General features: G+C 55.1%; 14 protein-coding genes, 3 rRNA genes and 1 riboswitch. Of the genes, 1 reads left to right on the top strand and 16 read right to left on the bottom strand.

Annotated features, from left to right (window positions below; genetic code table 11):
* Nucleotides 1-43 precede the first annotated feature (43 nt).
* Nucleotides 44-1,270: a stalk domain-containing protein gene (locus ACI48J_RS03475; protein ID WP_405081676.1), complete on the bottom strand. Its 1,227-nt coding sequence runs from the start codon at nt 1,268-1,270 to the stop codon at nt 44-46.
* A gap of 310 nt (nt 1,271-1,580) precedes the next feature.
* On the opposite strand from ACI48J_RS03475, the gene ACI48J_RS03470 reads away from it, so the two are divergent.
* Entirely contained in the window at nt 1,581-1,733 is a 153-nt protein-coding gene (locus ACI48J_RS03470; RefSeq protein WP_405081675.1) for a hypothetical protein, read from the top strand.
* A 454-nt stretch (nt 1,734-2,187) separates the two neighbouring features.
* On the opposite strand, the gene purD is transcribed toward ACI48J_RS03470, so the two are convergent.
* The 15 genes from purD to ACI48J_RS03395 form a co-directional block, all read right to left on the bottom strand.
* The gene (purD, locus tag ACI48J_RS03465) at nt 2,188-3,456 is read right to left on the bottom strand and encodes a phosphoribosylamine--glycine ligase (protein WP_405081674.1); all 1,269 of its coding nucleotides are present in this window, start codon (nt 3,454-3,456) and stop codon (nt 2,188-2,190) included.
* A gap of 19 nt (nt 3,457-3,475) precedes the next feature.
* Nucleotides 3,476-5,020 (bottom strand): bifunctional phosphoribosylaminoimidazolecarboxamide formyltransferase/IMP cyclohydrolase, encoded by a 1,545-nt coding sequence (gene purH / locus ACI48J_RS03460; RefSeq protein ID WP_326052776.1) that lies wholly within the window; start codon nt 5,018-5,020, stop codon nt 3,476-3,478.
* Between the two features lie 99 nt (nt 5,021-5,119).
* The gene (gene purN / locus ACI48J_RS03455) at nt 5,120-5,758 is read right to left on the bottom strand and encodes a phosphoribosylglycinamide formyltransferase (RefSeq protein WP_326052777.1); all 639 of its coding nucleotides are present in this window, start codon (nt 5,756-5,758) and stop codon (nt 5,120-5,122) included.
* A 1-nt stretch (nt 5,759) separates the two neighbouring features.
* The gene (gene purM, locus ACI48J_RS03450) at nt 5,760-6,800 is read right to left on the bottom strand and encodes a phosphoribosylformylglycinamidine cyclo-ligase (protein WP_405081673.1); all 1,041 of its coding nucleotides are present in this window, start codon (nt 6,798-6,800) and stop codon (nt 5,760-5,762) included.
* Between the two features lie 125 nt (nt 6,801-6,925).
* On the bottom strand, nt 6,926-8,407 hold the full coding sequence (gene purF / locus ACI48J_RS03445) for an amidophosphoribosyltransferase (RefSeq protein WP_405081671.1): 1,482 nt from the start codon (nt 8,405-8,407) through the stop codon (nt 6,926-6,928).
* Nucleotides 8,392-10,635: a phosphoribosylformylglycinamidine synthase subunit PurL gene (gene purL / locus ACI48J_RS03440; protein ID WP_405081669.1), complete on the bottom strand. Its 2,244-nt coding sequence runs from the start codon at nt 10,633-10,635 to the stop codon at nt 8,392-8,394. Before purL ends, purF begins: the two co-directional genes overlap by 16 nt.
* Entirely contained in the window at nt 10,613-11,308 is a 696-nt protein-coding gene (gene purQ / locus ACI48J_RS03435) for a phosphoribosylformylglycinamidine synthase subunit PurQ (protein ID WP_317956392.1), read from the bottom strand. The genes purL and purQ overlap by 23 nt, the downstream gene beginning before the upstream one ends.
* 20 nt (nt 11,309-11,328) lie before the next feature.
* Nucleotides 11,329-11,568 (bottom strand): phosphoribosylformylglycinamidine synthase subunit PurS, encoded by a 240-nt coding sequence (gene purS, locus ACI48J_RS03430; RefSeq protein WP_009675257.1) that lies wholly within the window; start codon nt 11,566-11,568, stop codon nt 11,329-11,331.
* Nucleotides 11,569-11,909: 341 nt separating this feature from the next.
* On the bottom strand, nt 11,910-12,803 hold the full coding sequence (locus tag ACI48J_RS03425) for a phosphoribosylaminoimidazolesuccinocarboxamide synthase (protein ID WP_009675271.1): 894 nt from the start codon (nt 12,801-12,803) through the stop codon (nt 11,910-11,912).
* A 30-nt stretch (nt 12,804-12,833) separates the two neighbouring features.
* On the bottom strand, nt 12,834-14,129 hold the full coding sequence (gene purB / locus ACI48J_RS03420) for an adenylosuccinate lyase (RefSeq protein WP_326052782.1): 1,296 nt from the start codon (nt 14,127-14,129) through the stop codon (nt 12,834-12,836).
* 93 nt (nt 14,130-14,222) lie between these two features.
* Nucleotides 14,223-15,386 carry a 5-(carboxyamino)imidazole ribonucleotide synthase gene (purK, locus tag ACI48J_RS03415; protein ID WP_405083174.1) on the bottom strand — a complete coding sequence of 388 codons (1,164 nt, stop codon included), beginning with the start codon at nt 15,384-15,386 and terminating at the stop codon, nt 14,223-14,225.
* 236 nt (nt 15,387-15,622) lie between these two features.
* Nucleotides 15,623-16,108, bottom strand: a complete 486-nt coding sequence (purE, locus tag ACI48J_RS03410) for a 5-(carboxyamino)imidazole ribonucleotide mutase (protein WP_217561916.1) — start codon at nt 16,106-16,108, stop codon at nt 15,623-15,625.
* 160 nt (nt 16,109-16,268) lie between these two features.
* Nucleotides 16,269-16,371: riboswitch (purine riboswitch) on the bottom strand.
* 446 nt (nt 16,372-16,817) lie between these two features.
* Nucleotides 16,818-16,934 (bottom strand): 5S ribosomal RNA (rrf, locus tag ACI48J_RS03405).
* Between the two features lie 177 nt (nt 16,935-17,111).
* Nucleotides 17,112-20,034, bottom strand: a 23S ribosomal RNA gene (locus ACI48J_RS03400).
* A gap of 249 nt (nt 20,035-20,283) precedes the next feature.
* A 16S ribosomal RNA gene (locus ACI48J_RS03395) occupies nt 20,284-21,837 on the bottom strand.
* The 16S, 23S and 5S rRNA genes sit together here, the layout of an rRNA operon.
* Between the last annotated feature and the right edge of the window lie 100 nt (nt 21,838-21,937).

The raw sequence follows: 21,937 nt of genomic DNA, 5'->3' as shown, positions 1-21,937 counted from the left end.
CCGGCATCTCATCGCGAGAAGCCGGTTATTTTCTTTTAACCCCTTATTGGAAAGTTGCTTCCATTTGGTTTTGCGTATGCATTTGCAGCTGAGCTTCCGAAGATTTTTGGTTGGACTGGGCTTGGAAGCCCGTCAGCGTGCGCGCTGTAGCTTCCCCCTTCGGATGTCCGTTTACGAATTCACCTTCGAACAAAAGGTTTCCTTTGGCATCGTACAGACGTCCGTAGCCTTCAGCCAAGTTTTGGCGGAATCCGCCCTCATAGATGACGGTTCCCTTCTCGTTGTATTCCGTTCCGAAGCCGTCACGCTTGCCGTCTTTGTACATACCGACATATTTCCAGCCGTCCGTCCAGTAGAAAACTCCGGCACATTTAATTTGACCTTTGGAGAAAAAGCCTTCGAACTTGCTTCCGTCAGCCCAGTCGATTTTGCCGACGCCATCGAACTCGTCTTTATCGAAGAAACCGACATACTTGTTATAACCCGTAATGCTGCCCGGCGGTTCGCCGCAAGGTTCCCACGCCCAGTAGTAGGTGCCGTATCCCTGCTTCAGACCCGCTTTCCACATACCGTCGTACTCCAGATGCTTATCGGCATAATACGATTTGCCTTGTCCGTGGAATTTGTTATCTTTCCAGTTTCCGTCATAGCGGAGCACACCGTTCGAGTCGTAATACTTTCCTTTGCCCTCGAACTTGCTGTTCACCATATATCCGTCGTAGAACACTTTGCCGTTCGGGTAAAAGATCTTGATGTAACCCGTATAGCCTTGGTTACCTTGGGTCAGCGCTTTTGGAGCTTGTGCGGAACTCGTCAGGGTACCCGTGTAAAGGGTTTCCAGCACACTCGTTTGTAGCGTATCGTTTAATGAAATAAGTCCTTTTTCCCCGTCCACCTTCAGCTTGCGTCCTGTCAGGTCCGCGAAGGCTTGCAGGTTAAGCTTGTTCTCACCTTGAATAACTGGGGCCCCAGCTTTTACACTTTCCCCATTCACTACAAAAGAGCTTGAGCCGGACACCAGCTCGATTTTGGAACCGTCTTTGGACACAGTCCAGCCTGTACCGTACACGCTTTGCTGCACAGTGTAGCCGAGACTGCCAAGAACCGGTGCCAAATCTACATAAGCCGTATCGCCGGAAATTTGCGGTTCTGCCGACAGTCCGATTGCCTTGTCGTTGACTTGTAACTGCGTTCCAGAGGCTGCGGAAGCCGCAAGCGGAAGCAGGAACAAAGCCAGCATCATAGCCAATCCGTAAACTAACTTTTTCATTTCTCACCCTCCCAGATACAAATCTTTCCTGTTCTACTTTACGATACATAATGTAACTTGTAAATAGGTTATTTGAATTATTGATACAAAATGTTTCTAAAGTAGATTAGCCCTCTCTACCCGGGCCTATCCGCCTTGTGAATATCCTTGCCGTTTAAGGCCATACTAAGCCGGATAGCTCTGCTCTTCCGTCTTTGAAAACCATGATCCTAGCATTTTTCGTAATCAAAATACCGGCCGCTTGTGTCTTTTATTTAGATAATAAGAAACAATTTTTCAAAGGATTTCGGTATATTGGAGGGTTTCGTATATGGGCACTATTTGGACATTTATGCGCGGGCACTGGATTCCGATTGTGTTGATTTTGGGCTGCCTGTTCGCTATTTACTTTGTCTATAGCAAAAGAAACGAGCTGCAGCTCTACTGGCTGAACAAAAAGGAAGCGAGAAAGCGCAGATCGTAAAGATGCGTTCTCCGCTCACGACATGGAGCACACTAACTTTGCCGCCGGTCAAAACCACAAAAAAACGCACGGAACTCCCTGGAAAGGAAGCCACGTGCGTTTATTTGGTTAACCCTAAATTCTAAAGCAAACTTTCCTTATAGTAGAAGCGGCCGTACCGGGAGCAGTTCCACAGCGTGAGGTGCTGCGTCACATGACGGCGAGTAGTTCCCGGCGTGAGATACTGCGCCGCATGACGGTGAGCAGTTCCCGACGTGAGGTGCTGCGTCACATGACGGTGAGCAGTTCCCGGCGTAAGGTGCTGCGCCGCATGACGGTGAGCAGTAACTGACGTGAGGTGCTGCGCCGCATGACGGTGAGCAGCTCACGGCCCGCGGTGCGGCATCGCATGGTTGTGAGCACCCGCAAGGCGCCTACCCGCAGCAGACGCAGCGGATACCCAACATCGCCTGCCTTACTTCATCGCGTTCAGTGCTTTCAGCGCGATATCCGTCCGGTTCTGCTTCCCTTCGAAGGTGATGCGGTCCGCGGCGGCGTACGCCTTCTCGCGCGCATCGGCAATGTCACGGCCCAGCGCCGTGACGCCAAGCACACGGCCGCCGCTGGTGACGAGCCGGCCGTCTTCGAGCGCCGTACCCGCATGGAACACGAGGGCGCCGCCTGCAGCGTCGAGGCCCTCGATAGGCAGCCCTTTCGGGTACGAGCTGGGATAGCCGCCGGATGCGAGGATCACGCACACGGCCGCTTCTTCGCTCCACTCGATTTCAAGGTCCGCTAAGCGGCCTTCGAGTGTCGCCAGAATGATCTCCAGCAGGTCGGTTTTCAGCCGGGGCAGAATAACCTGCGTCTCCGGATCACCGAAGCGGGCGTTGAACTCGATCGTCTTCGGTCCGTCCGCGGTGATCATCAGTCCCGCGTAGAGCACCCCGCGGAACGGGCGCCCTTCCTTCACCATCGCTTCGGCCGCCGGCTTCACGATGGTGTCCAGCGCCCGCTGCACGATCTCCTGCGGGATGTGCGGCACCGGCGAATATGTGCCCATGCCGCCGGTGTTGGGTCCCTTGTCGCCGTCAAAGACCGGCTTATGGTCCTGGGAAGGCACCATCGGCTTCACGACATTGCCGTCAACGAACGCCAGCAGGGACATTTCTTGTCCTTGCAGGAATTCTTCGATGACGACGCGGTTGCCGGAAGCGCCGAACTGCTTCTCCACCATAATTTCCTTCAGCGCTTTCTCCGCTTCCTCCAGCGTCGACGCCACGATTACGCCTTTGCCCGCGGCCAGCCCGTCCGCTTTGATGACGATCGGCGCTCCGAGCTTGCGCAGGTAAGCCAGCGCTGCTTCATAATCCTCGAACGCTTCATAAGCGGCCGTAGGAATTTCGTATTTTTTCAGCAGATGCTTCATAAATACTTTGCTTCCTTCGATTTCCGCGGCCGCCCGGTTCGGTCCGTATGCGCGGATGCCGTGCTCTTCCAGATAATCCACGATGCCTTCGTAGAGCGGATCGTCCGGCCCCACGACGACCAGATCGATGGCGTTCTGACGGACGAATTCCGCGATCTCGGCAAACTGGAACTCCGTAATCGGCACACATTCCGCCAATTCCGCAATGCCTCCGTTGCCCGGTGCGCAGAACAGAGCCGTCACCTTCGGGCTTTTGCGAAGCGACCAGACGATCGCATGCTCCCGACCTCCGCGGCCGATAACCAATATGCGCATAGTGTCCCGCCTCCCGCTTCTAGTGTTTGAAATGACGAACGCCGGTCATCACCATGGCGACGCCTTTATCGTTTGCCACTTTAATCGATTCTTCGTCTTTGATCGAACCGCCTGGCTGAATGACGGCTGTAATTCCCGCTGCCGCGGCAATTTCCAGCGTATCGCCCATCGGGAAGAACGCGTCGGACGCGAGTACCGCGCCTTTGGCTTTGTCGCCGGCCTGCTCAATGGCAATCTTCGCGGCGCCTACACGGTTCATCTGACCCGCGCCGATTCCGATCGTCATGTCCTCGGTTACCAGCACGATCGCGTTGGATTTCACGTGCTTGACGACTTTCCAGGCTAGCAGCAGCTGCTTCAGTTCGGCTTCCGTCGGCTCACGGTCGGTAGCTACCTTAAGGTCGCCTTCCGAGATCGCGTGAACGTCGCTTTCTTGTACGAGCATGCCGCCTTCTACGGAAGTGACCAAGTGCAGCGCCTTGCGCTGTGCCTCGGTAAAATTGCCCAGCTTCAGCAAACGGATGTTTTTCTTCTTCTGGAGAATTTCAAGCGCTTCGGGCGTAAAGTCAGGCGCGATGACGATTTCCAGGAAGATTTCGTGCAGCAGCTGCGCCGTTTCTCCGTCGATCGGACGGTTGGCCGCGATAATTCCGCCGAAAATGGACGTAGGATCGGCCGCGTATGCTTTCTCGTACGCTTCCTTCACCGACGTGCCGATTCCGACGCCGCAAGGGTTCATATGTTTCACGGCTACGACGGCAGGCTCTGTAAACTCTTTCACGATTTGCAGGGCTGCGTTCGCATCGTTGATGTTGTTGTAGGAAAGCTCTTTGCCGTGAATCTGCTCCGCTGTCGCGATGCTTCCTTCACCGGCAAGCGGTTTGCGGTAGAACGCCGCTTTCTGATGGGGATTTTCTCCGTAACGCAGGTCTTGGACCTTCTCATACGTAACCGTATAGCGTTCCGGGAACTCTTCGCCCACTTGTCCGGACAAATATTCGGAGATCAGGGAATCGTAAGCCGCCGTGTGACGGAAAACTTTCGCCGCCAGGCGTTTGCGCGTTTCGAGTGTCGTATCGGCACTTTCACGGACTTCGGCAAGTACCGTGTCATAATCGGCCGCATCCACCACGACCGAGACGAAAGCATGGTTCTTCGCTGCCGAGCGCAGCATCGTCGGTCCGCCGATGTCGATGTTTTCCACCGCATCCGCGTACTCCACATCCGGCTTTGCAATGGTTTCCGCAAACGGATACAGGTTGACGATCACGAGGTCGATATACCCGAGGCCCAGCTCCTCCATCACTTTGCGGTGCTCCGCATCGTCACGGATGGCCAGAAGGCCGCTGTGTACGGCGGGATGCAGCGTTTTTACGCGCCCGTCGAGAATTTCCGGAAATCCCGTCACGTCGGAAATTCCGATGACCGGTACTCCCTCTTTTTCCAGAAGGGTCTTCGTTCCCCCCGTCGAAATAAGCTCGACGCCCAGCTTTGCCAGCTCCGACGCGAATTCCACAATGCCCGTTTTGTCCGATACGCTGATTAACGCTCTTTTGATTGCCACGATTTCTCCTCCTATGGGTTGGAAAGTCTAGTTTGAACCTTTGTATGCTGAACTGTACGCATGACGCGATTAAATCTCGTCTTGCACAAAAAGCTTGTTCTATTGCTCCGCTGCCTCGGCGGTCTGCGGTTCCGAAATACGCACAAGCCGGCCTTCCAGCGTCACGCGTCCTTCCGCGATCCAGCCGATCGCAAGTGGAAGCAGCTCATGCTCCGCCGCATGCACGCGCCCGGTCAGGCTCTCCACCGTATCGCCTTCCCTGATTTCGAGGGCACGCTGGGCGATAATCGGTCCCGAATCGAGCCCGCCGTCGACGTAATGCACCGTTGCCCCGGTCACTTTGACGCCGTATTCCAGCGCCTGGTCGATCCCTTTGATTCCCGGAAAAGCCGGAAGTAAAGACGGATGCACATTAATCATCCGGCCGTAAAACGGCTCCACCAGCACCGGCGTCAAAATACGCATGTAACCCGCAAGCACGATCAGATCAATTTCCTTCTCCCGCAGAAGCTGCAGGATTTCGGTCTCGTAAGCTTCCCGGCTGTCGTACGCTTTGGGAGAAAAAGCGAAAACAGGCACGTCCGCCTGTTTTGCCCGTTCCACCACTTTCGACTGCGGCCGGTCGCTGACGAGCAGCGCGAGCTCCGCTTCAAGCCTGCCGCTGCGCACGGCGTCCGCGACCGCTTGAAAATTCGACCCGCTTCCCGAAGCAAACACGGCGATCCGCAGTTTCCCCATTCTAGACCTCCGCGCCTTCGAACGTCACGATTTTGCCGCCTTCCGTCACTTCCCCGATCCGGTAAGCGTCATGACCGTGCGATGCGGCAATTTCCAGTGCCTTCTCCGCATCTTCCTGAGCCACGATAATAACCATGCCGATTCCCATGTTGAACGTACGGAACATATCATTGTTCGTGATGTTTCCTTCACGCTGCATGAGAGAGAAGATCGGCAGAATCGGCCAGGAGCCGTACTGAATGTTAACGTTCACGCCTTCCGGCAGTGTACGCGGGATATTTTCCAGGAAGCCTCCGCCCGTAATGTGCGCGGCGCCTTTGATGCCCACCTGCTCCAGAATGCCGAGAACCGGCTTCACATACAGCTTCGTCGGCTCGAGCAGCACGTCGCCGAGAACTCCGCCAAGCTCGTCGATCGTGTCCGTCAGGCTGTGTCCCTTCTCTTCCAGAAGCAGCTTGCGCACCAGCGAGAAGCCGTTGCTGTGCACGCCGCTCGAAGCCAGTCCGATCACGGCGTCGCCGGGGCGAACGGTGGAGCCGTCGATGATTTTTTTCTTATCCACGATTCCTACGGTAAAACCGGCAATGTCATACTCCCCTTTAGTATACATGCCCGGCATTTCCGCCGTTTCTCCGCCGATCAGCGAACAGCCGGACTCCGCGCAGCCGTCGGCAATCCCTTTTACAATCGCTTCGATCTTCTCGGGAATGACACGGTCGCAGGCCAGATAGTCCAGGAAAAAGAGCGGCTCCGCACCTTGCACCACGATATCGTTGACACACATCGCCACCGCATCGATGCCGATCGTATCGTGCTTGTCCATCGCAAACGCGATTTTGAGCTTCGTTCCGACACCGTCGGTGCCCGATACGAGTACCGGCTCTTCGTATTTATCCTTGTTCAGGCTGAACAGAGAGCCGAATCCGCCGAGTCCCGTCAGCACTTCCGGACGGAATGTTCTCTGCACATGTTTCTTCATCCGTTCAACGGCTTCGTTACCGGCCGCGATGTCGACACCCGCTTTTTTATATGCCTCCGACACTTGTCTCACTCCCTAATGGTTTGAAAAGCACACCGCGTATGCGGCGATACCTTCCATGCTTGGTTATCTATTAATCGATGCAAACATGTTGAATCTATCGTTAAAAATACCGGCAGCACGGCAGTTTAACAGCCGCAGCCCACCGCATCTTCGCTATCGTTCACGTAAGTGACATAACGATTATCGAAGCAGCCCGTGCAGAAACCGCCGTTCTCCACGCCGTCCTTGCGGCCGATGGAGTCGATCAGCCCTTCCTGGCTGAGGAAGTACAGCGAGTCCGCATTGATCGCCTGGCGGATCTCTTCGATCGACTTCTGCGCCGCGATCAGGTCTTTGCGGCTTGGCGTATCGATTCCGTAGAAGCACGGGTTCTGGAACGGCGGCGAAGAGATGCGCACGTGCACTTCCGTAGCTCCCGCTTCCCGGAGCAGGTTTACGATGCGCAGCGAAGTCGTGCCCCGGACAATCGAATCGTCGATCATGACGACGCGCTTGCCTTCCACCACCTTGCGCACGGCGCTCAGCTTCATCTTCACGCCCTGCTCCCGCAGCTCCTGGCTCGGCTGGATGAAGGTCCGGCCCGTGTAGCGGTTTTTGATCAGTCCGAGCTCGTAAGGAATCCCGGTCTGCTCGGCGAAACCGATGGCGGCCGACGTGCTGGAATCCGGCACGCCGGTCACCAGGTCCGCGTCCACGAACGCTTCCGACGCGAGGCGCTTGCCCATCCGCTTGCGTGCGGAGTGGACGTTGATCGCGTCGATGTCGCTGTCGGGACGGGCGAAATAGATATATTCCATCGCGCATGTAGCGCGTGTCTGACTTTCCGTGAAACGGTCTTCCGTGAGCCCGCTCTTGTCCAGGACGAGCAGCTCGCCCGGCAGAAGATCGCGCATATACGTGCCGCCGACGATGTCGAAGGCGCAGGACTCCGACGCGAACAGATATGCGTCGCCGAGTCTGCCCATCGCGAAAGGCCGCAGCCCGTTCGGGTCGAGCGCCGCGATCAGCTTGTCCTTCGTCAGGATCAGGAACGCGTAGGCGCCGATCACCTGCTGCAGGGCGTCTTTGACCGCGTCGACGATGTCATCGTGCTTGGAGCGCGCGATAAGGTGCGCGACCACTTCGGTGTCGCTCGTCGTCTGGAAGATCGAGCCCTGCTTTTCGAGCTGCTGGCGGATTTCGCCGGCGTTCACGAGGTTGCCGTTCGTCGCTACGGCGAGATCGCCCTCCCGGTATTTGAACACCAGGGGCTGGGCGTTCGCCAGCTTGCTCTCCCCTGCCGTCGAGTAACGCACGTGGGCGATAGCCGACGTCCCGACGAGTGTAGGCAGGTTCGACTGGTCGAACACTTCCTTGACGAGGCCCATGCCCCGGAAGTAGTGAAAATTGTCCGCGTCCGCCGTACAGATGCCGGCGCTTTCCTGTCCCCGGTGCTGCAGCGCGTGCAGCCCGTAGTAGGACAAGGAAGCCGCGTCCGGATGTCCGAAGACACCGAACACGCCGCATTCCTCTTTCAGCTTGTCGAACAGACCGTCATGTCCGCCGTGGCCTTCATTATAGTAAGAACCGGTCCACAGCCCCTTACCCGATGTTACTGCATCAGACATGGTATCGCGTCCTTCCAAACCTGCCTCAGCTCCGAGATAGAGGCTTGAACGGCAGGTTTTCCGTTAATGTCGACCTTCACGTTCGTTCCGGTTACCGTTCCGATAACTTCCGCCTGCACGTTCTTCTCTTGAAGCAGGGCGATCAGCGCTTCGCGCTTCTCCGGACGGCAGCTGAGCAGAATGCGGGACTGGCTCTCGCTGAAGAGCGCATGATCCGCGCGCAGCTCCGTACGGAAGTCTACGTCGGCGCCAAGTCCGCCGGAGATGCTGCTTTCCGCTACGGCAGCCGCCAGGCCGCCTTCGGAGAGGTCATGCGCCGAAGCGACCAGACCTTCGCGGATCGCGGCAAGCACGCCGGCGTGGAGGCGTTTCTCGGTCTCCAGGTCCAGCTGCGGCGGACGGCCTTCGACCACGCCGTGCACGACCTTCTGGAACTCGCTTCCGCCGAGCTCGGCTTTCGTTTCGCCCAGCAGGACGATAACGTCGCCTTCGTTCTTGAAGCCTTGGGTCGTAATGTGATCCGTGTCCTGGATCAAGCCGACCATGCCGACAACCGGCGTCGGGTAAATCGCGCCCTTCGCGTTCTCGTTGTACAGCGACACGTTTCCGCCGATAACCGGCGTGCTCAGCTCGCGGCAGGCTTCGGCCATGCCGTCGACCGCTTTTTCAAGCTGCCAGAAAATTTCCGGCTTCTCCGGGCTTCCGAAGTTCAGGTTGTCCGTCACGGCCAGAGGCTCTCCGCCCGAGCAGACGATGTTGCGGGCCGCTTCGCTGACCGCGATGCGTCCGCCTACTTCCGGATCGAGATACACGTAACGGCTGTTGCAGTCCGTTGTCATGGCAAGCGCTTTGCGGGTGCCGCGGATCGTGACAACCGCCGCATCCGAGCCCGGTTGTACGGCCGTGCTTGTGCGTACCATGTAATCGTATTGGTTATAGACCCACTCTTTGCTCGCCACGGTTGGAGAGCCCAGGATGCTTTTCAGCGCCCCGTTCAGATCGGTCACTTCTTCGTAGCGGTTCGTGTCCGTGTTTGCCTGCTCGGTGTAATAAGCGGGAACGGCGGACGGCTTGCTGTAAACCGGGCATTCGTCGACAAGTGCCGTTACCGGCATGTCGCCCACGATTTGACCTTGATGGAAAAGCTTCAGGCGGCCGTCGTCGGTCACTTTGCCGACTTTGGCGCAAATGACGCCCCAGCGCTCGAAAATTTCAAGAGCCTGCGCCTCATCCTTCGGATCGATAACGAACAGCATACGCTCCTGGGACTCCGACAGCATCATTTCGTATGGCGTCATGCCTTCCTCGCGCTGCGGCACTTCGTCCAGGTACAGCTCCAAGCCGTTGCCCGCCTTGCTCGCCATTTCCGCGCTGGAGCAGGTAAGACCCGCGGCGCCCATGTCCTGAATACCGAGCACGATACCCGTATCGATCAGCTCCAGACAAGACTCCATCACGAGCTTCTCCATGAACGGATCGCCCACCTGCACGGCAGGACGCTTTGCTTCGGATTCGCTCGTCAGCTCTTCGGACGCGAAGGTCGCGCCGTGGATACCGTCGCGGCCTGTTGCCGGGCCGACGTAATAAACCGGGTTGCCTACGCCTTTGGCTACGCCGCGCTGGATTTTGTCATGGTCGATCAGACCGACGCACATGGCGTTGACGAGCGGGTTGCCTTCATAGCTTTCGTCAAAGGTAACTTCGCCTCCCACAGTCGGGATGCCGATACAGTTGCCGTAGCCGGCAATACCGGAAACAACGTGCTCGAACAAATATTTAACGCGGTCGTTCTGGAGACGTCCGAAACGCAGGGAGTTCAGAAGCGCTACAGGCCGCGCGCCCATCGAGAAGATGTCGCGGATAATGCCGCCGACTCCCGTTGCGGCGCCTTGGTACGGCTCTATCGCAGACGGATGGTTATGGCTTTCGATTTTGAACACGACAGCCTGGTTGTCGCCGATATCCACGATACCCGCGCCCTCGCCAGGACCCATCAATACGCGTTCGCCGGTCGTAGGAAAACGGCGGAGAAGCGGCTTGGAATTTTTGTAGGAGCAGTGCTCCGACCACATTACACTGAAGACACCGATTTCCACGTAGTTCGGCTTGCGTCCGAGAAATCCGCAGATCTGATCGTATTCCGCATCGGTTACGCCCATCTGCTTATAGATTTTCTGCTCGGAGATCTGCTCCGCGTTCGGTTCCTTAGCGGCTAACTGCTGTGCCATGTTGTTCCCTCCAAGCGTTTAAAATCGACGTAAACATCCGTTTGCCATCAGCCGAACCGAGAAGCTCGTCCACGGCCCGTTCCGGATGGGGCATCATGCCCACGATGTTGCCTTCTTTGCTGCAAATGCCCGCGATATCGTCCACCGAACCGTTCGGGTTCGTGTCCGTTTCATAACGGAAAACAATCTGGTTGTTCTGCTGCAGCTCGCGCAGCGTCTCTTCGTCGCAGTAGTAGTTGCCCTCCCCGTGCGCGATCGGGATGTTGATCACTTCGCCTTCCGCATAATCGGAAGTGAACGGTGTCGCGTTATTCACCACTTTAAGCAGGGTGGAGTGACAACGGAATTTAAGCGAGCGGTTGCGCAGCAGGGCGCCGGGCAGGAGGCCCGCTTCCGTCAGGACTTGAAAACCGTTGCAAATGCCAAGAATATATTTGCCCTGCTCCGCCGCTTTCACCAGAGCCTGGGTTACCGAAGCAAAACGCGCAATCGCGCCGCAGCGCAGATAGTCGCCGTAAGAAAAGCCGCCCGGTACGAGAATGCAGTCGTATTCGGACAAGTCCGTGGCCGTATGCCACACGTAATCGACGGGTTCGCCTACCGTGTCTTCGACCGCCTTGTAGCAATCGATGTCACAGTTCGAACCGGGATATACCAATACCGCAAATTTCATGGGAAAGTCCTCCTGATCCGTTAGTTCAGCTCAAAGCGGTAATCTTCAATGACCGTATTCGCCAGCAGTTTCTCGCACATTGCTTTCAAACGCTCTTCCGCTTCCGCGCGGTCCGTCGTATCCAGTTCCAGCTCCAAATACTTGCCGACGCGTACTTTGCCGACTTCTTCAAATCCCATCGAGTGCAGTGCGCCTTGAACGGCATTTCCCTGCGGATCCAGTACACTTTGCTTAATCGTCACATAGACGGTTGCTTTCATTACGGTTTGTCCTCCCTTGATATCACGATCGCCGTGTGCTTCCATGCGGCTTTCTGACCGTTCTTGGCATCTTGTTTTTTCAATCTTCTGACTCTTTACCCTTGAAAAAGTTAATCTCCTGAAAAATAAGGCCGATTTATTCTTAAATCGCTGTGCTATAAAGGCGGTTAACCATCTGTTCCGTCTATCTTTCATGACAAAGATAGTTAACACCCGATAAACCCCAGCCTGCCTGTCAGCTTAGCCGGACGCCTGCACATCTCTCCCGGCTAACGGACCCCGTTACGATAAGCCTGTACCGGGCTCTGCCTCACTCGGCACAACCCGGTGCAGCTTCTCTCTTACTCGGTTTCTTCCGTTAAACGCTGTAAAATCTCGCGGTATCTGCGGGAAGTTTCCTCCACCACGGAATCCGGTAGCGGATCCGGAGCGCTGTTCTTGTCCCAGCCGGAGTTCGCCAGATACGTGCGGACAGGTTCTTTGTCCATCGAATCGATTTCCGTATCCAGCTCGTACTTATCCTTAGCCCAGTAGCGGGAGGAGTCCGGCGTGAAAATTTCGTCGATCAGAATCAGCTCGTTGCCGATAAATCCGAATTCGAACTTTGTATCCGCCAAAATGATGCCGCGGTGCTCGCAATACGTATGAGCGAGGGTGTAGAGCATGACGCTTTTGGTCATCAGCTGCTCCGTTACCTTCTCACCGACCAGCTCGCACATTTGATCGTAGGTGATGTCCTCGTCGTGACCGACATCGTTCTTTGCGGCCGGAGTGAAAATCGGGTGCTCCAGCACCTGGTTCTTGCGCAGCCCCTCCGGAAGCCGGATGCCGTTGATCATGCCGGTTTCCTGGTACTGTCGCCAGCCTCCGCCGGTAATATAGCCGCGAACGACGCATTCGACCGGAATGCGGGTCGCTTTTTTGGTGACCATGACACGGTCTTTCAGAAGCGCCGGCTCCGTTACGAGATCCCCCAGGAGCTCGACGTCACAGTGCACCACGTGATTTTCCATAAAAGGCGTCGTCAGCTCAAACCAGAACTTGCTCAGCGTGTTGAGCACGTTGCCCTTATCCGGTACAGCCGGGTCCAGCACATAGTCGAAAGCGGAGATGCGGTCCGTGACGACGATCAGGAAATGTTCGCCCAGGTCGTACAATTCGCGGACTTTGCCTTTGTATACCAAAGGCGCTTTAATGAGATGTTCGGCGGTCGACAATGCGACGGATGCGCCCATGTTTGCGTCCTCCCAAGCAGAAGTTCTGAATTATTTTAAGCCCAGACGGTCAAAAATCGTATCCACATGCTTCAGGTGCCAGCTTGGGTTGAAGCAGTCTTCGATTTCCTCCGCATTCAGCAGCTCGGTGATTGCAGCGGTATTTTCCACGATTTCGCGGAACGAACGCTGCTCTTCCCAGGCCTGCATGGCGCGAGGCTGTACCGTATCGTAGGCCTGCTCGCGGCTGAAACCCTTGTCGATCAGCTTCGTCATAACGCGGCCGGAGAAGGGTACGCCGTACGTGCTCTGCATGTTGCGCTTCATATTTTCAGGGAACACCGTCAGGTTCTTCACGATGTTGCCGAAACGGTTGAGCATGTAGTTGAGCAGAATCGTCGCATCCGGTAAAATAATGCGCTCGACGGAGGAGTGGGAAATATCGCGCTCGTGCCACAGCGTCACGTTCTCGTAAGCGGAAACCATGTGACCGCGGATAACGCGGGACAAACCGGAAATATTCTCCGATCCGATCGGATTCCGTTTGTGAGGCATAGCCGACGAGCCTTTTTGTCCTTTGGCGAAAGCTTCTTCCACTTCGCGGAACTCGCTCTTTTGAAGGGCGCGGACCTCCGTCGCGAACTTGTCCAAAGACGTGGCGATCAGTGCCAGAGTGGCCATATATTCCGCATGACGGTCGCGCTGAAGGGTCTGCGTCGAAATCGGAGCCGGGTTCGTTCCCAGACGCTCGCACACGTAGCGCTCTACGAAAGGATCGATGTTCGCGTAAGTGCCCACAGCGCCGGAAATTTTCCCGTACTGCACACCGTCCGCCGCAAAACGGAAACGCTCCAGGTTCCGTTTCATTTCTTCATACCACAGGGCCATTTTCAGACCGAAGGTAGTCGGCTCGGCATGAACGCCATGCGTGCGTCCCATCATAGCGGTGTGCTTGTGCTCGATCGCTTTGTTTTTCAAAATTTCGATGAAGTTGAGAAGATCTTTTTCAAGAATTTCGTTCGCCTGCTTCAAAAGGTAGCCCAGAGCCGTATCCACAACGTCCGTGGAAGTCAGGCCATAGTGCACCCATTTACGCTCGGGACCGAGCTTCTCGGATACCGCGCGAGTGAAGGCAATCACGTCGTGACGGGTTTCCTGCTCGATTTCATAAATGCGGTCCATATCAAACTCCGCTTTGGCGCGCAGTTCTTTCACGTCTTCCTTAGGAATGACGCCCAGCTCTGCCCAAGCCTCGCAGGAGAGAATTTCAACTTCAAGCCACGCTTTGAATTTGTTTTCTTCCGTCCAAATGTTGACCATTTCTGGCCGGCTGTATCTTTCGATCATCGTTAATCCTCCATCTGTATTTCGATTGGGTTGGAACCCTTTTGTGCCTCGAACTTCCGTTCTTGCTCATGCTCAATGGACTGGCTCGTGAACTTAACTTATAGAATCCCAGATACCGGTACGTTCCATCCATTCGGCAGCTTTCGCCGTATCGTCCGTAAGAAGGTTAATGTGCCCCATCTTGCGCTTCGTCTTGGCTTCGTCTTTTCCGTACAAATGAAGCTTTGGCGTTACCCCCGAATCGGAGGCCGCGCTTTCCTCGGAACAGAACCACTTCAGCAGAGGTTCCATATGCTCTCCGAGCACATTCACCATCACTACCGGTGTCAACAGTTCCGTAGGACCGAGAGGCAGATTGCAGATGGCCCGTACGTGCTGCTCAAACTGCGAAGTCAGGCAGGCTTCCATCGTATAATGCCCCGAGTTGTGCGGCCTTGGTGCGAGCTCGTTCACGAACAGCTCCCCGTCCTTCGTCAAAAACATCTCAACGGCGATTAACCCGACCGCTTGCATCGACTCCGCGATGCGGATTGCCAGACGTTCGGCTTCTTCTTGAACGGAGACGCTAATCCGAGCCGGTACGATCGACATATGCAAAATATTCTCGACATGGATATTTTCCGCTGCCGGAAAAGCTTTCACCTCTCCGCGGGGACTCCGTGCCGCGATTACCGAAATTTCCTTCTCGAACCGGATGAACTGCTCGAGTACCAGATCCGTACCCGCCCGGCTCAGTTCGGCAAAAGCGTCGGGAATCTCATCCGCCGAGCGGATGACCCACTGGCCTTTGCCGTCGTATCCGCCGGTCGCGGTCTTCAGCACGCAGGGGGTGCCGAATTTGCCGACAGCAACGCGAAGATCCTCTTCGCTGACAATTTCGGCATATGGGGCAACCCTCACGCCGGCTGCCTCGATCGCACGCTTTTCGCGAAGCCTGTGCTGCGTCGTGTACAGCAGGGCGCTACCCTGCGGCACATAGGCTTCCTGCGTCAGCAGTTTCGTCACCGCGGCGTCGACGTTCTCGAATTCGTACGTGATGACGTCGGACACTCTCGCAAGCTCGCGCGCCGCGTCCACGTCCCCGTACGAAGCCTGGATCTGCCGGTCGGCCACTTGTCCGCACGGCGAGTCTGCACCCGGTTCAAGTGTAACGAACCGGTAGCCCATGTTTCGGCCCGCAAGCGCCAGCATGCGGCCGAGCTGGCCGCCGCCCAGCACACCGATGGTGCTTCCGGGCGGGATGACTCCGTGCTGCATGGAAGATGTACCCGCAGCCGCAGAAGTGGTGCCCCCCACCGCTGTCTCAGCTTGGGATTCTTTCCCTGTCTCAGCTTGGGATGCCTGGACTGAGGTAGACGGGGCCTGCAGGGACGCTGGACCTTTAGTTTCAAAGTAAGAGCCGTCCGTCTGTCCTGCTCGGTTTAAACCTTCACTGATATTTAAGCTCTCGTTCAGCTTACCCTTTGCCGATACTTCTCCGCTGTTCTTCGCTGTCATTCAAGCTCACTCGCTTCCAACACTTGTGCTTTGATGCGTTCGCGGCGCTCACGCACTTTATTTTGAAGCTCGGGCTCGAATGCTCCAAGAATTTGCGCCGCCAGCAGTCCGGCATTCGCAGCTCCTGCCTCTCCGATCGCTACGGTAGCCACGGGAATACCCGCCGGCATCTGTACGATCGAGAGAAGGGAATCCAGTCCGTTCAGCGCTCTGCTTTTAACGGGAACCCCGATAACCGGCAGCTCCGTCTTCGCTGCCACCATGCCCGGCAGGTGAGCGGCGCCTCCCGCTCCCGCGATAATGACCCGCAGCCCGCGCTCAGCAGCCTGCTCGGCATATTGGAACATCAAGTCCGGTGTACGGTGTGCCGACACGACTTTTTTCTCATAAGGGATGCCGAATTCGTCCAGCACATCGCAAGCATGCTTCATCGTTTCCCAATCCGATTTACTTCCCATAATGACTCCAACTCGTGCTGACATCTCCGTAACCCGCCTTTACTATCATATTGGTAACCACTTTAAATAGAAAGCCCCAAGCCTCAGCTTTTCATCCCCGGACGCAAAAAAAGCCCAGAGATAGATTGCTTCCTTCTATCTGCCGGACTGCAAGAGACACAAACATAAGGCACCCCCGTCTGGGATCCCCTCGCTTCGCTCTCGTAGTCCAAAACTTTACGGCTTTTGGGTAGAAACTTTCGGGCCATATCCCCGATGATTATACGAGATTGTAAACATCTATATTTACGTGTTTTGTCAGGTATTGTCGCTCCTCTAGTGTACCAGTTACCTTTTTTCCTGTCAAACGAAATACGAACATTCAATTCATGAAAAAGAAGTAAAGTTCGCTTTCTGTTCTTAAAAGCCTCCTGAAAGGCTATTCAAAACCGCTTGCCTTAAACAGTTTAGTGAAAAAGCATGCTTATTTATCCTTAAATTTACAGGCTGAAGCTCTTTAATATACGCTTTTTTTATAAGACCTCGATCCTGCGAAAACAATTTCTTATTTCATTCGACTTCATTCAACAATTGACTTACACTCTCTGTTTACAGGAGCGTCAGTTTTAAATAAAACTCATCAAGCAGTCATTAAGTAAAGATCTTTTTAAGAAAAGGGACCTTTGATTAGTAAAAAGTAGGGTAAAACAAAAAGAGCCCTCTTGAACGGTTACGTTCAAAAGGACTCTCATTTGCTTGGCAACGTCCTACTCTCCCAGGACCCTTCGGTCCAAGTACCATCGGCGCTGGAAGGCTTAACGGTCGTGTTCGGGATGGGTACGCGTGGTTCCCTTCCGCCATCGTCACCAAACAGGTGTCTGTTCAGACACACCAGGGTTGCTCCCTGAAAACTAGCAGCGAAACAAGCAGTCGATCCATCCAAAGATCTTATGGTGCATACCCAGAGTATGCTTGTGATGCGGCATTTACCTGTCGGAAAAGCCTAAGCATATGCTTTCGATGTAACCTGTACGGTCGTACAGATTTGTAGGTCAAGCCCTCGACCGATTAGTATTGGTCAGCTCCACACATTGCTGTGCTTCCACCTCCAACCTATCTACCTCGTCGTCTTCAAGGGGTCTTACATACTGGGAAATCTCATCTTGAGGGGGGCTTCACGCTTAGATGCTTTCAGCGCTTATCCCTTCCGTACATAGCTACCCAGCTATGCCTCTGGCGAGACAACTGGTACACCAGCGGTACGTCCATCCCGGTCCTCTCGTACTAAGGACAGCTCCTCTCAAATTTCCTGCGCCCGCGACAGATAGGGACCGAACTGTCTCACGACGTTCTGAACCCAGCTCGCGTACCGCTTTAATGGGCGAACAGCCCAACCCTTGGGACCTACTTCAGCCCCAGGATGCGATGAGCCGACATCGAGGTGCCAAACCTCCCCGTCGATGTGGACTCTTGGGGGAGATAAGCCTGTTATCCCCAGGGTAGCTTTTATCCGTTGAGCGATGGCCCTTCCATGCGGTACCACCGGATCACTAAGCCCGACTTTCGTCCCTGCTCGACCTGTATGTCTCGCAGTCAAGCTCCCTTATGCCTTTGCACTCTTCGAATGATTTCCAACCATTCTGAGGGAACCTTGGGGCGCCTCCGTTACTCTTTAGGAGGCGACCGCCCCAGTCAAACTGCCCACCTGACACGGTCCCTCTACCGGTTCACGGTAGTAGGTTAGAACTCCGATACGATCAGGGTGGTATCCCAACGGCGCCTCCACCCAAGCTGGCGCTCAGGCTTCAAAGGCTCCCACCTATCCTGTACAGATCGTACCAAAGTCCAATATCAAGCTGCAGTAAAGCTCCATGGGGTCTTTCCGTCTTGTCGCGGGTAACCTGCATCTTCACAGGTATTAAAATTTCACCGGATCTCTCGTTGAGACAGCGCCCAAGTCGTTACGCCATTCGTGCGGGTCAGAATTTACCTGACAAGGAATTTCGCTACCTTAGGACCGTTATAGTTACGGCCGCCGTTTACTGGGGCTTCGGTTCACAGCTTCGGATTACTCCTAACCGCTCCCCTTAACCTTCCAGCACCGGGCAGGCGTCAGCCCATATACTTCGCCTTGCGGCTTCGCATAGACCTGTGTTTTTGCTAAACAGTCGCTTGGGCCTTTTCACTGCGGCCCCCTCGTGCTATTCACACTACCGGGGCACCCCTTCTCCCGAAGTTACGGGGTCATTTTGCCGAGTTCCTTAACGAGAGTTCTTCCGCGCGCCTTAGAATTCTCTTCTCGCCCACCTGTGTCGGTTTGCGGTACGGGCACCTTCGCCTGGCTAGAAGCTTTTCTCGGCAGTGTGAGATCAAGACCTTCGCTACTGTAATTTTCGCTCCCCATCACAGCCCAGCCTTCACGATGTGCGGATTTGCCTACACATCAGCCTCACTGCTTGGACGGACATCCATCAGTCCGCGTCCCTACCCTGCTGCGTCACTCCATTGCTCGTAACGGCTTACGGTGGTACAGGAATTTCAACCTGTTGTCCTTCGACTACGCCTTTCGGCCTCGCCTTAGGTCCCGACTTACCCTGAGCGGACGAACCTTCCTCAGGAACCCTTAGGCTTTCGGCGGATCAGATTCTCACTGATCTTTTCGTTACTCATACCGGCATTCTCACTTCTGTACAGTCCAGCAGTCCTCACGATCTACCTTCACTCCGTACAGAACGCTCCCCTACCCCAAGACATCTTTAGATATCTAAGTCATAGCTTCGGTGGTGTGTTTAGCCCCGTTACATTTTCGGCGCAGAGTCACTCGACCAGTGAGCTATTACGCACTCTTTAAATGGTGGCTGCTTCTAAGCCAACATCCTGGTTGTCTGTGCAACTCCACATCCTTTCCCACTTAACACACACTTGGGGACCTTAGCTGATGATCTGGGCTGTTTCCCTCTTGACAATGGATCTTAGCACTCACTGTCTGACTCCCGGGGTAATGTCTGTGGCATTCAGAGTTTGACTGGACTTGGTAACCCTTGGCGGGCCCCGCACCCAATCAGTGCTTTACCTCCACGACACATCCCCCGAGGCTAGCCCTAAAGCTATTTCGGGGAGAACCAGCTATCTCCGAGTTCGATTGGAATTTCTCCGCTACCCCCACCTCATCCCCGAATTTTTCAACATTCGTGGGTTCGGGCCTCCAGTGCGTGTTACCGCACCTTCACCCTGGACAGGGGTAGATCACACGGTTTCGGGTCTACGCCTGCATACTATAGTCGCCCTATTCAGACTCGCTTTCGCTGCGGCTCCGCCTTTTCAGCTTAACCTCGCATGCAAACGTAACTCGCCGGTTCATTCTACAAAAGGCACGCCATCACCCATTAACGGGCTCTGACTTCTTGTAGGCACACGGTTTCAGGTTCTTTTTCACTCCCCTCCCGGGGTGCTTTTCACCTTTCCCTCACGGTACTGCTTCACTATCGGTCGCTAGGGAGTATTTAGCCTTGGCAGATGGTCCTGCCGGATTCCGACGGGGTTTCACGTGTCCCGCCGTACTCAGGATCCGTCTAGGCATACGTTCACTTTCGGCTACAGGGCTGTTACCTCTTCTAGCGGACCTTTCCAGATCGCTTCACCTAATGAACTTTTGCCACATTGACGTCCTACAACCCCAAGGAGCAAGCTCCTTGGTTTGGGCTAATCCGCGTTCGCTCGCCGCTACTGACGGAATCACTATTGTTTTCTTTTCCTCCAGGTACTTAGATGTTTCAGTTCCCTGGGTGTGCCTCCAATGCAGCTATGTATTCACTGCATGGTAACTGCGCATTACCACAGCTGGGTTCCCCCATTCGGACATCCCCGGATCAAAGCCTGCTTACGGCTCCCCGAGGCATTTCGTCGTTCGCCACGTCCTTCTTCGGCTCCTAGCGCCTAGGCATCCTCCGTGTGCCCTTATTAGCTTGACCAATGCTTGTTATATCCTGACTCGTGCTATTAAGCTGCGCTTAAAAAATCACTTCTCAGCATATAACTTCGCTTTACATCAAACCATCAAGGTTTTGGATGATTCTAGTTACATGTTTCGCTATCTAGTTTTCAAGGATCAACGTTTGAAAAGAGAAGTAAATTCTCCTTTCAAAACTGACAACGAGTGATTGAAGGTTGAAGGCGATGCCTTCTTGACTGGGTCCGTTTCAGGACCCGAGTCTCCATAGAAAGGAGGTGATCCAGCCGCACCTTCCGATACGGCTACCTTGTTACGACTTCACCCCAATCATCTACCCCACCTTCGGCGGCTGGCCCCTTGCGGTTACCTCACCGACTTCGGGTGTTGTAAACTCTCGTGGTGTGACGGGCGGTGTGTACAAGACCCGGGAACGTATTCACCGCGGCATGCTGATCCGCGATTACTAGCAATTCCGACTTCATGCAGGCGAGTTGCAGCCTGCAATCCGAACTGAGACCGGCTTTTCTAGGATTGGCTCCGGATCGCTCCTTCGCTTCCCGTTGTACCGGCCATTGTAGTACGTGTGTAGCCCAGGTCATAAGGGGCATGATGATTTGACGTCATCCCCGCCTTCCTCCGGTTTGTCACCGGCAGTCAACTTAGAGTGCCCAGCCTTACCTGCTGGCAACTAAGTTCAAGGGTTGCGCTCGTTGCGGGACTTAACCCAACATCTCACGACACGAGCTGACGACAACCATGCACCACCTGTCTCCTCTGTCCCGAAGGAAAGGCTTATCTCTAAGCCGGTCAGAGGGATGTCAAGACCTGGTAAGGTTCTTCGCGTTGCTTCGAATTAAACCACATACTCCACTGCTTGTGCGGGTCCCCGTCAATTCCTTTGAGTTTCACTCTTGCGAGCGTACTCCCCAGGCGGCATGCTTACTGTGTTAACTTCGGCACCAAGGGTATCGAAACCCCTAACACCTAGCATGCATCGTTTACGGCGTGGACTACCAGGGTATCTAATCCTGTTTGCTCCCCACGCTTTCGCGCCTCAGCGTCAGTTACAGGCCAGAAAGTCGCCTTCGCCACTGGTGTTCCTCCACATCTCTACGCATTTCACCGCTACACGTGGAATTCCACTTTCCTCTCCTGCACTCCAGTCTCCCAGTTTCCGGTGCGAACCGAGGTTGAGCCTCGGGATTAAACACCAGACTTAAAAAACCGCCTGCGCGCGCTTTACGCCCAATAATTCCGGACAACGCTTGCCCCCTACGTATTACCGCGGCTGCTGGCACGTAGTTAGCCGGGGCTTTCTTCTCAGGTACCGTCACCCAAAGAGCAGTTACTCTCCTTGGCGTTCTTCCCTGGCAACAGAGCTTTACGATCCGAAAACCTTCATCACTCACGCGGCGTTGCTCCGTCAGACTTGCGTCCATTGCGGAAGATTCCCTACTGCTGCCTCCCGTAGGAGTCTGGGCCGTGTCTCAGTCCCAGTGTGGCCGTTCACCCTCTCAGGTCGGCTACGCATCGTCGCCTTGGTGAGCCGTTACCTCACCAACTAGCTAATGCGCCGCAGGCCCATCCGTAAGCCACAGATTGCTCCGTGTTTCACGATCTCCCCATGCAGAGAAACCGGTTATCCGGTCTTAGCTACCGTTTCCGGTAGTTATCCCGATCTTACAGGCAGGTTGCCTACGTGTTACTCACCCGTCCGCCGCTAACCATCCGAGAAGCAAGCTTCTCTTCAAGTCCGCTCGACTTGCATGTATTAGGCACGCCGCCAGCGTTCGTCCTGAGCCAGGATCAAACTCTCCGATAAAGTTGTGCTAGCCTTACGGCCAGCGGTTTATCTCAAGCTGATTAAGCTCAAACATACAAAGCTGACGAGAATTTCTTCTCATTTAATATCTCGATTTCTC

The sequence above is a fragment of the Paenibacillus chitinolyticus genome (assembly GCF_045038035.1).
Lineage (GTDB): Bacteria > Bacillota > Bacilli > Paenibacillales > NBRC-103111 > Paenibacillus_F > Paenibacillus_F chitinolyticus_A.
The sequence above is the reverse complement of the archived record's forward strand: the minus strand, read 5'-3'. Positions and strand labels throughout refer to the sequence as shown.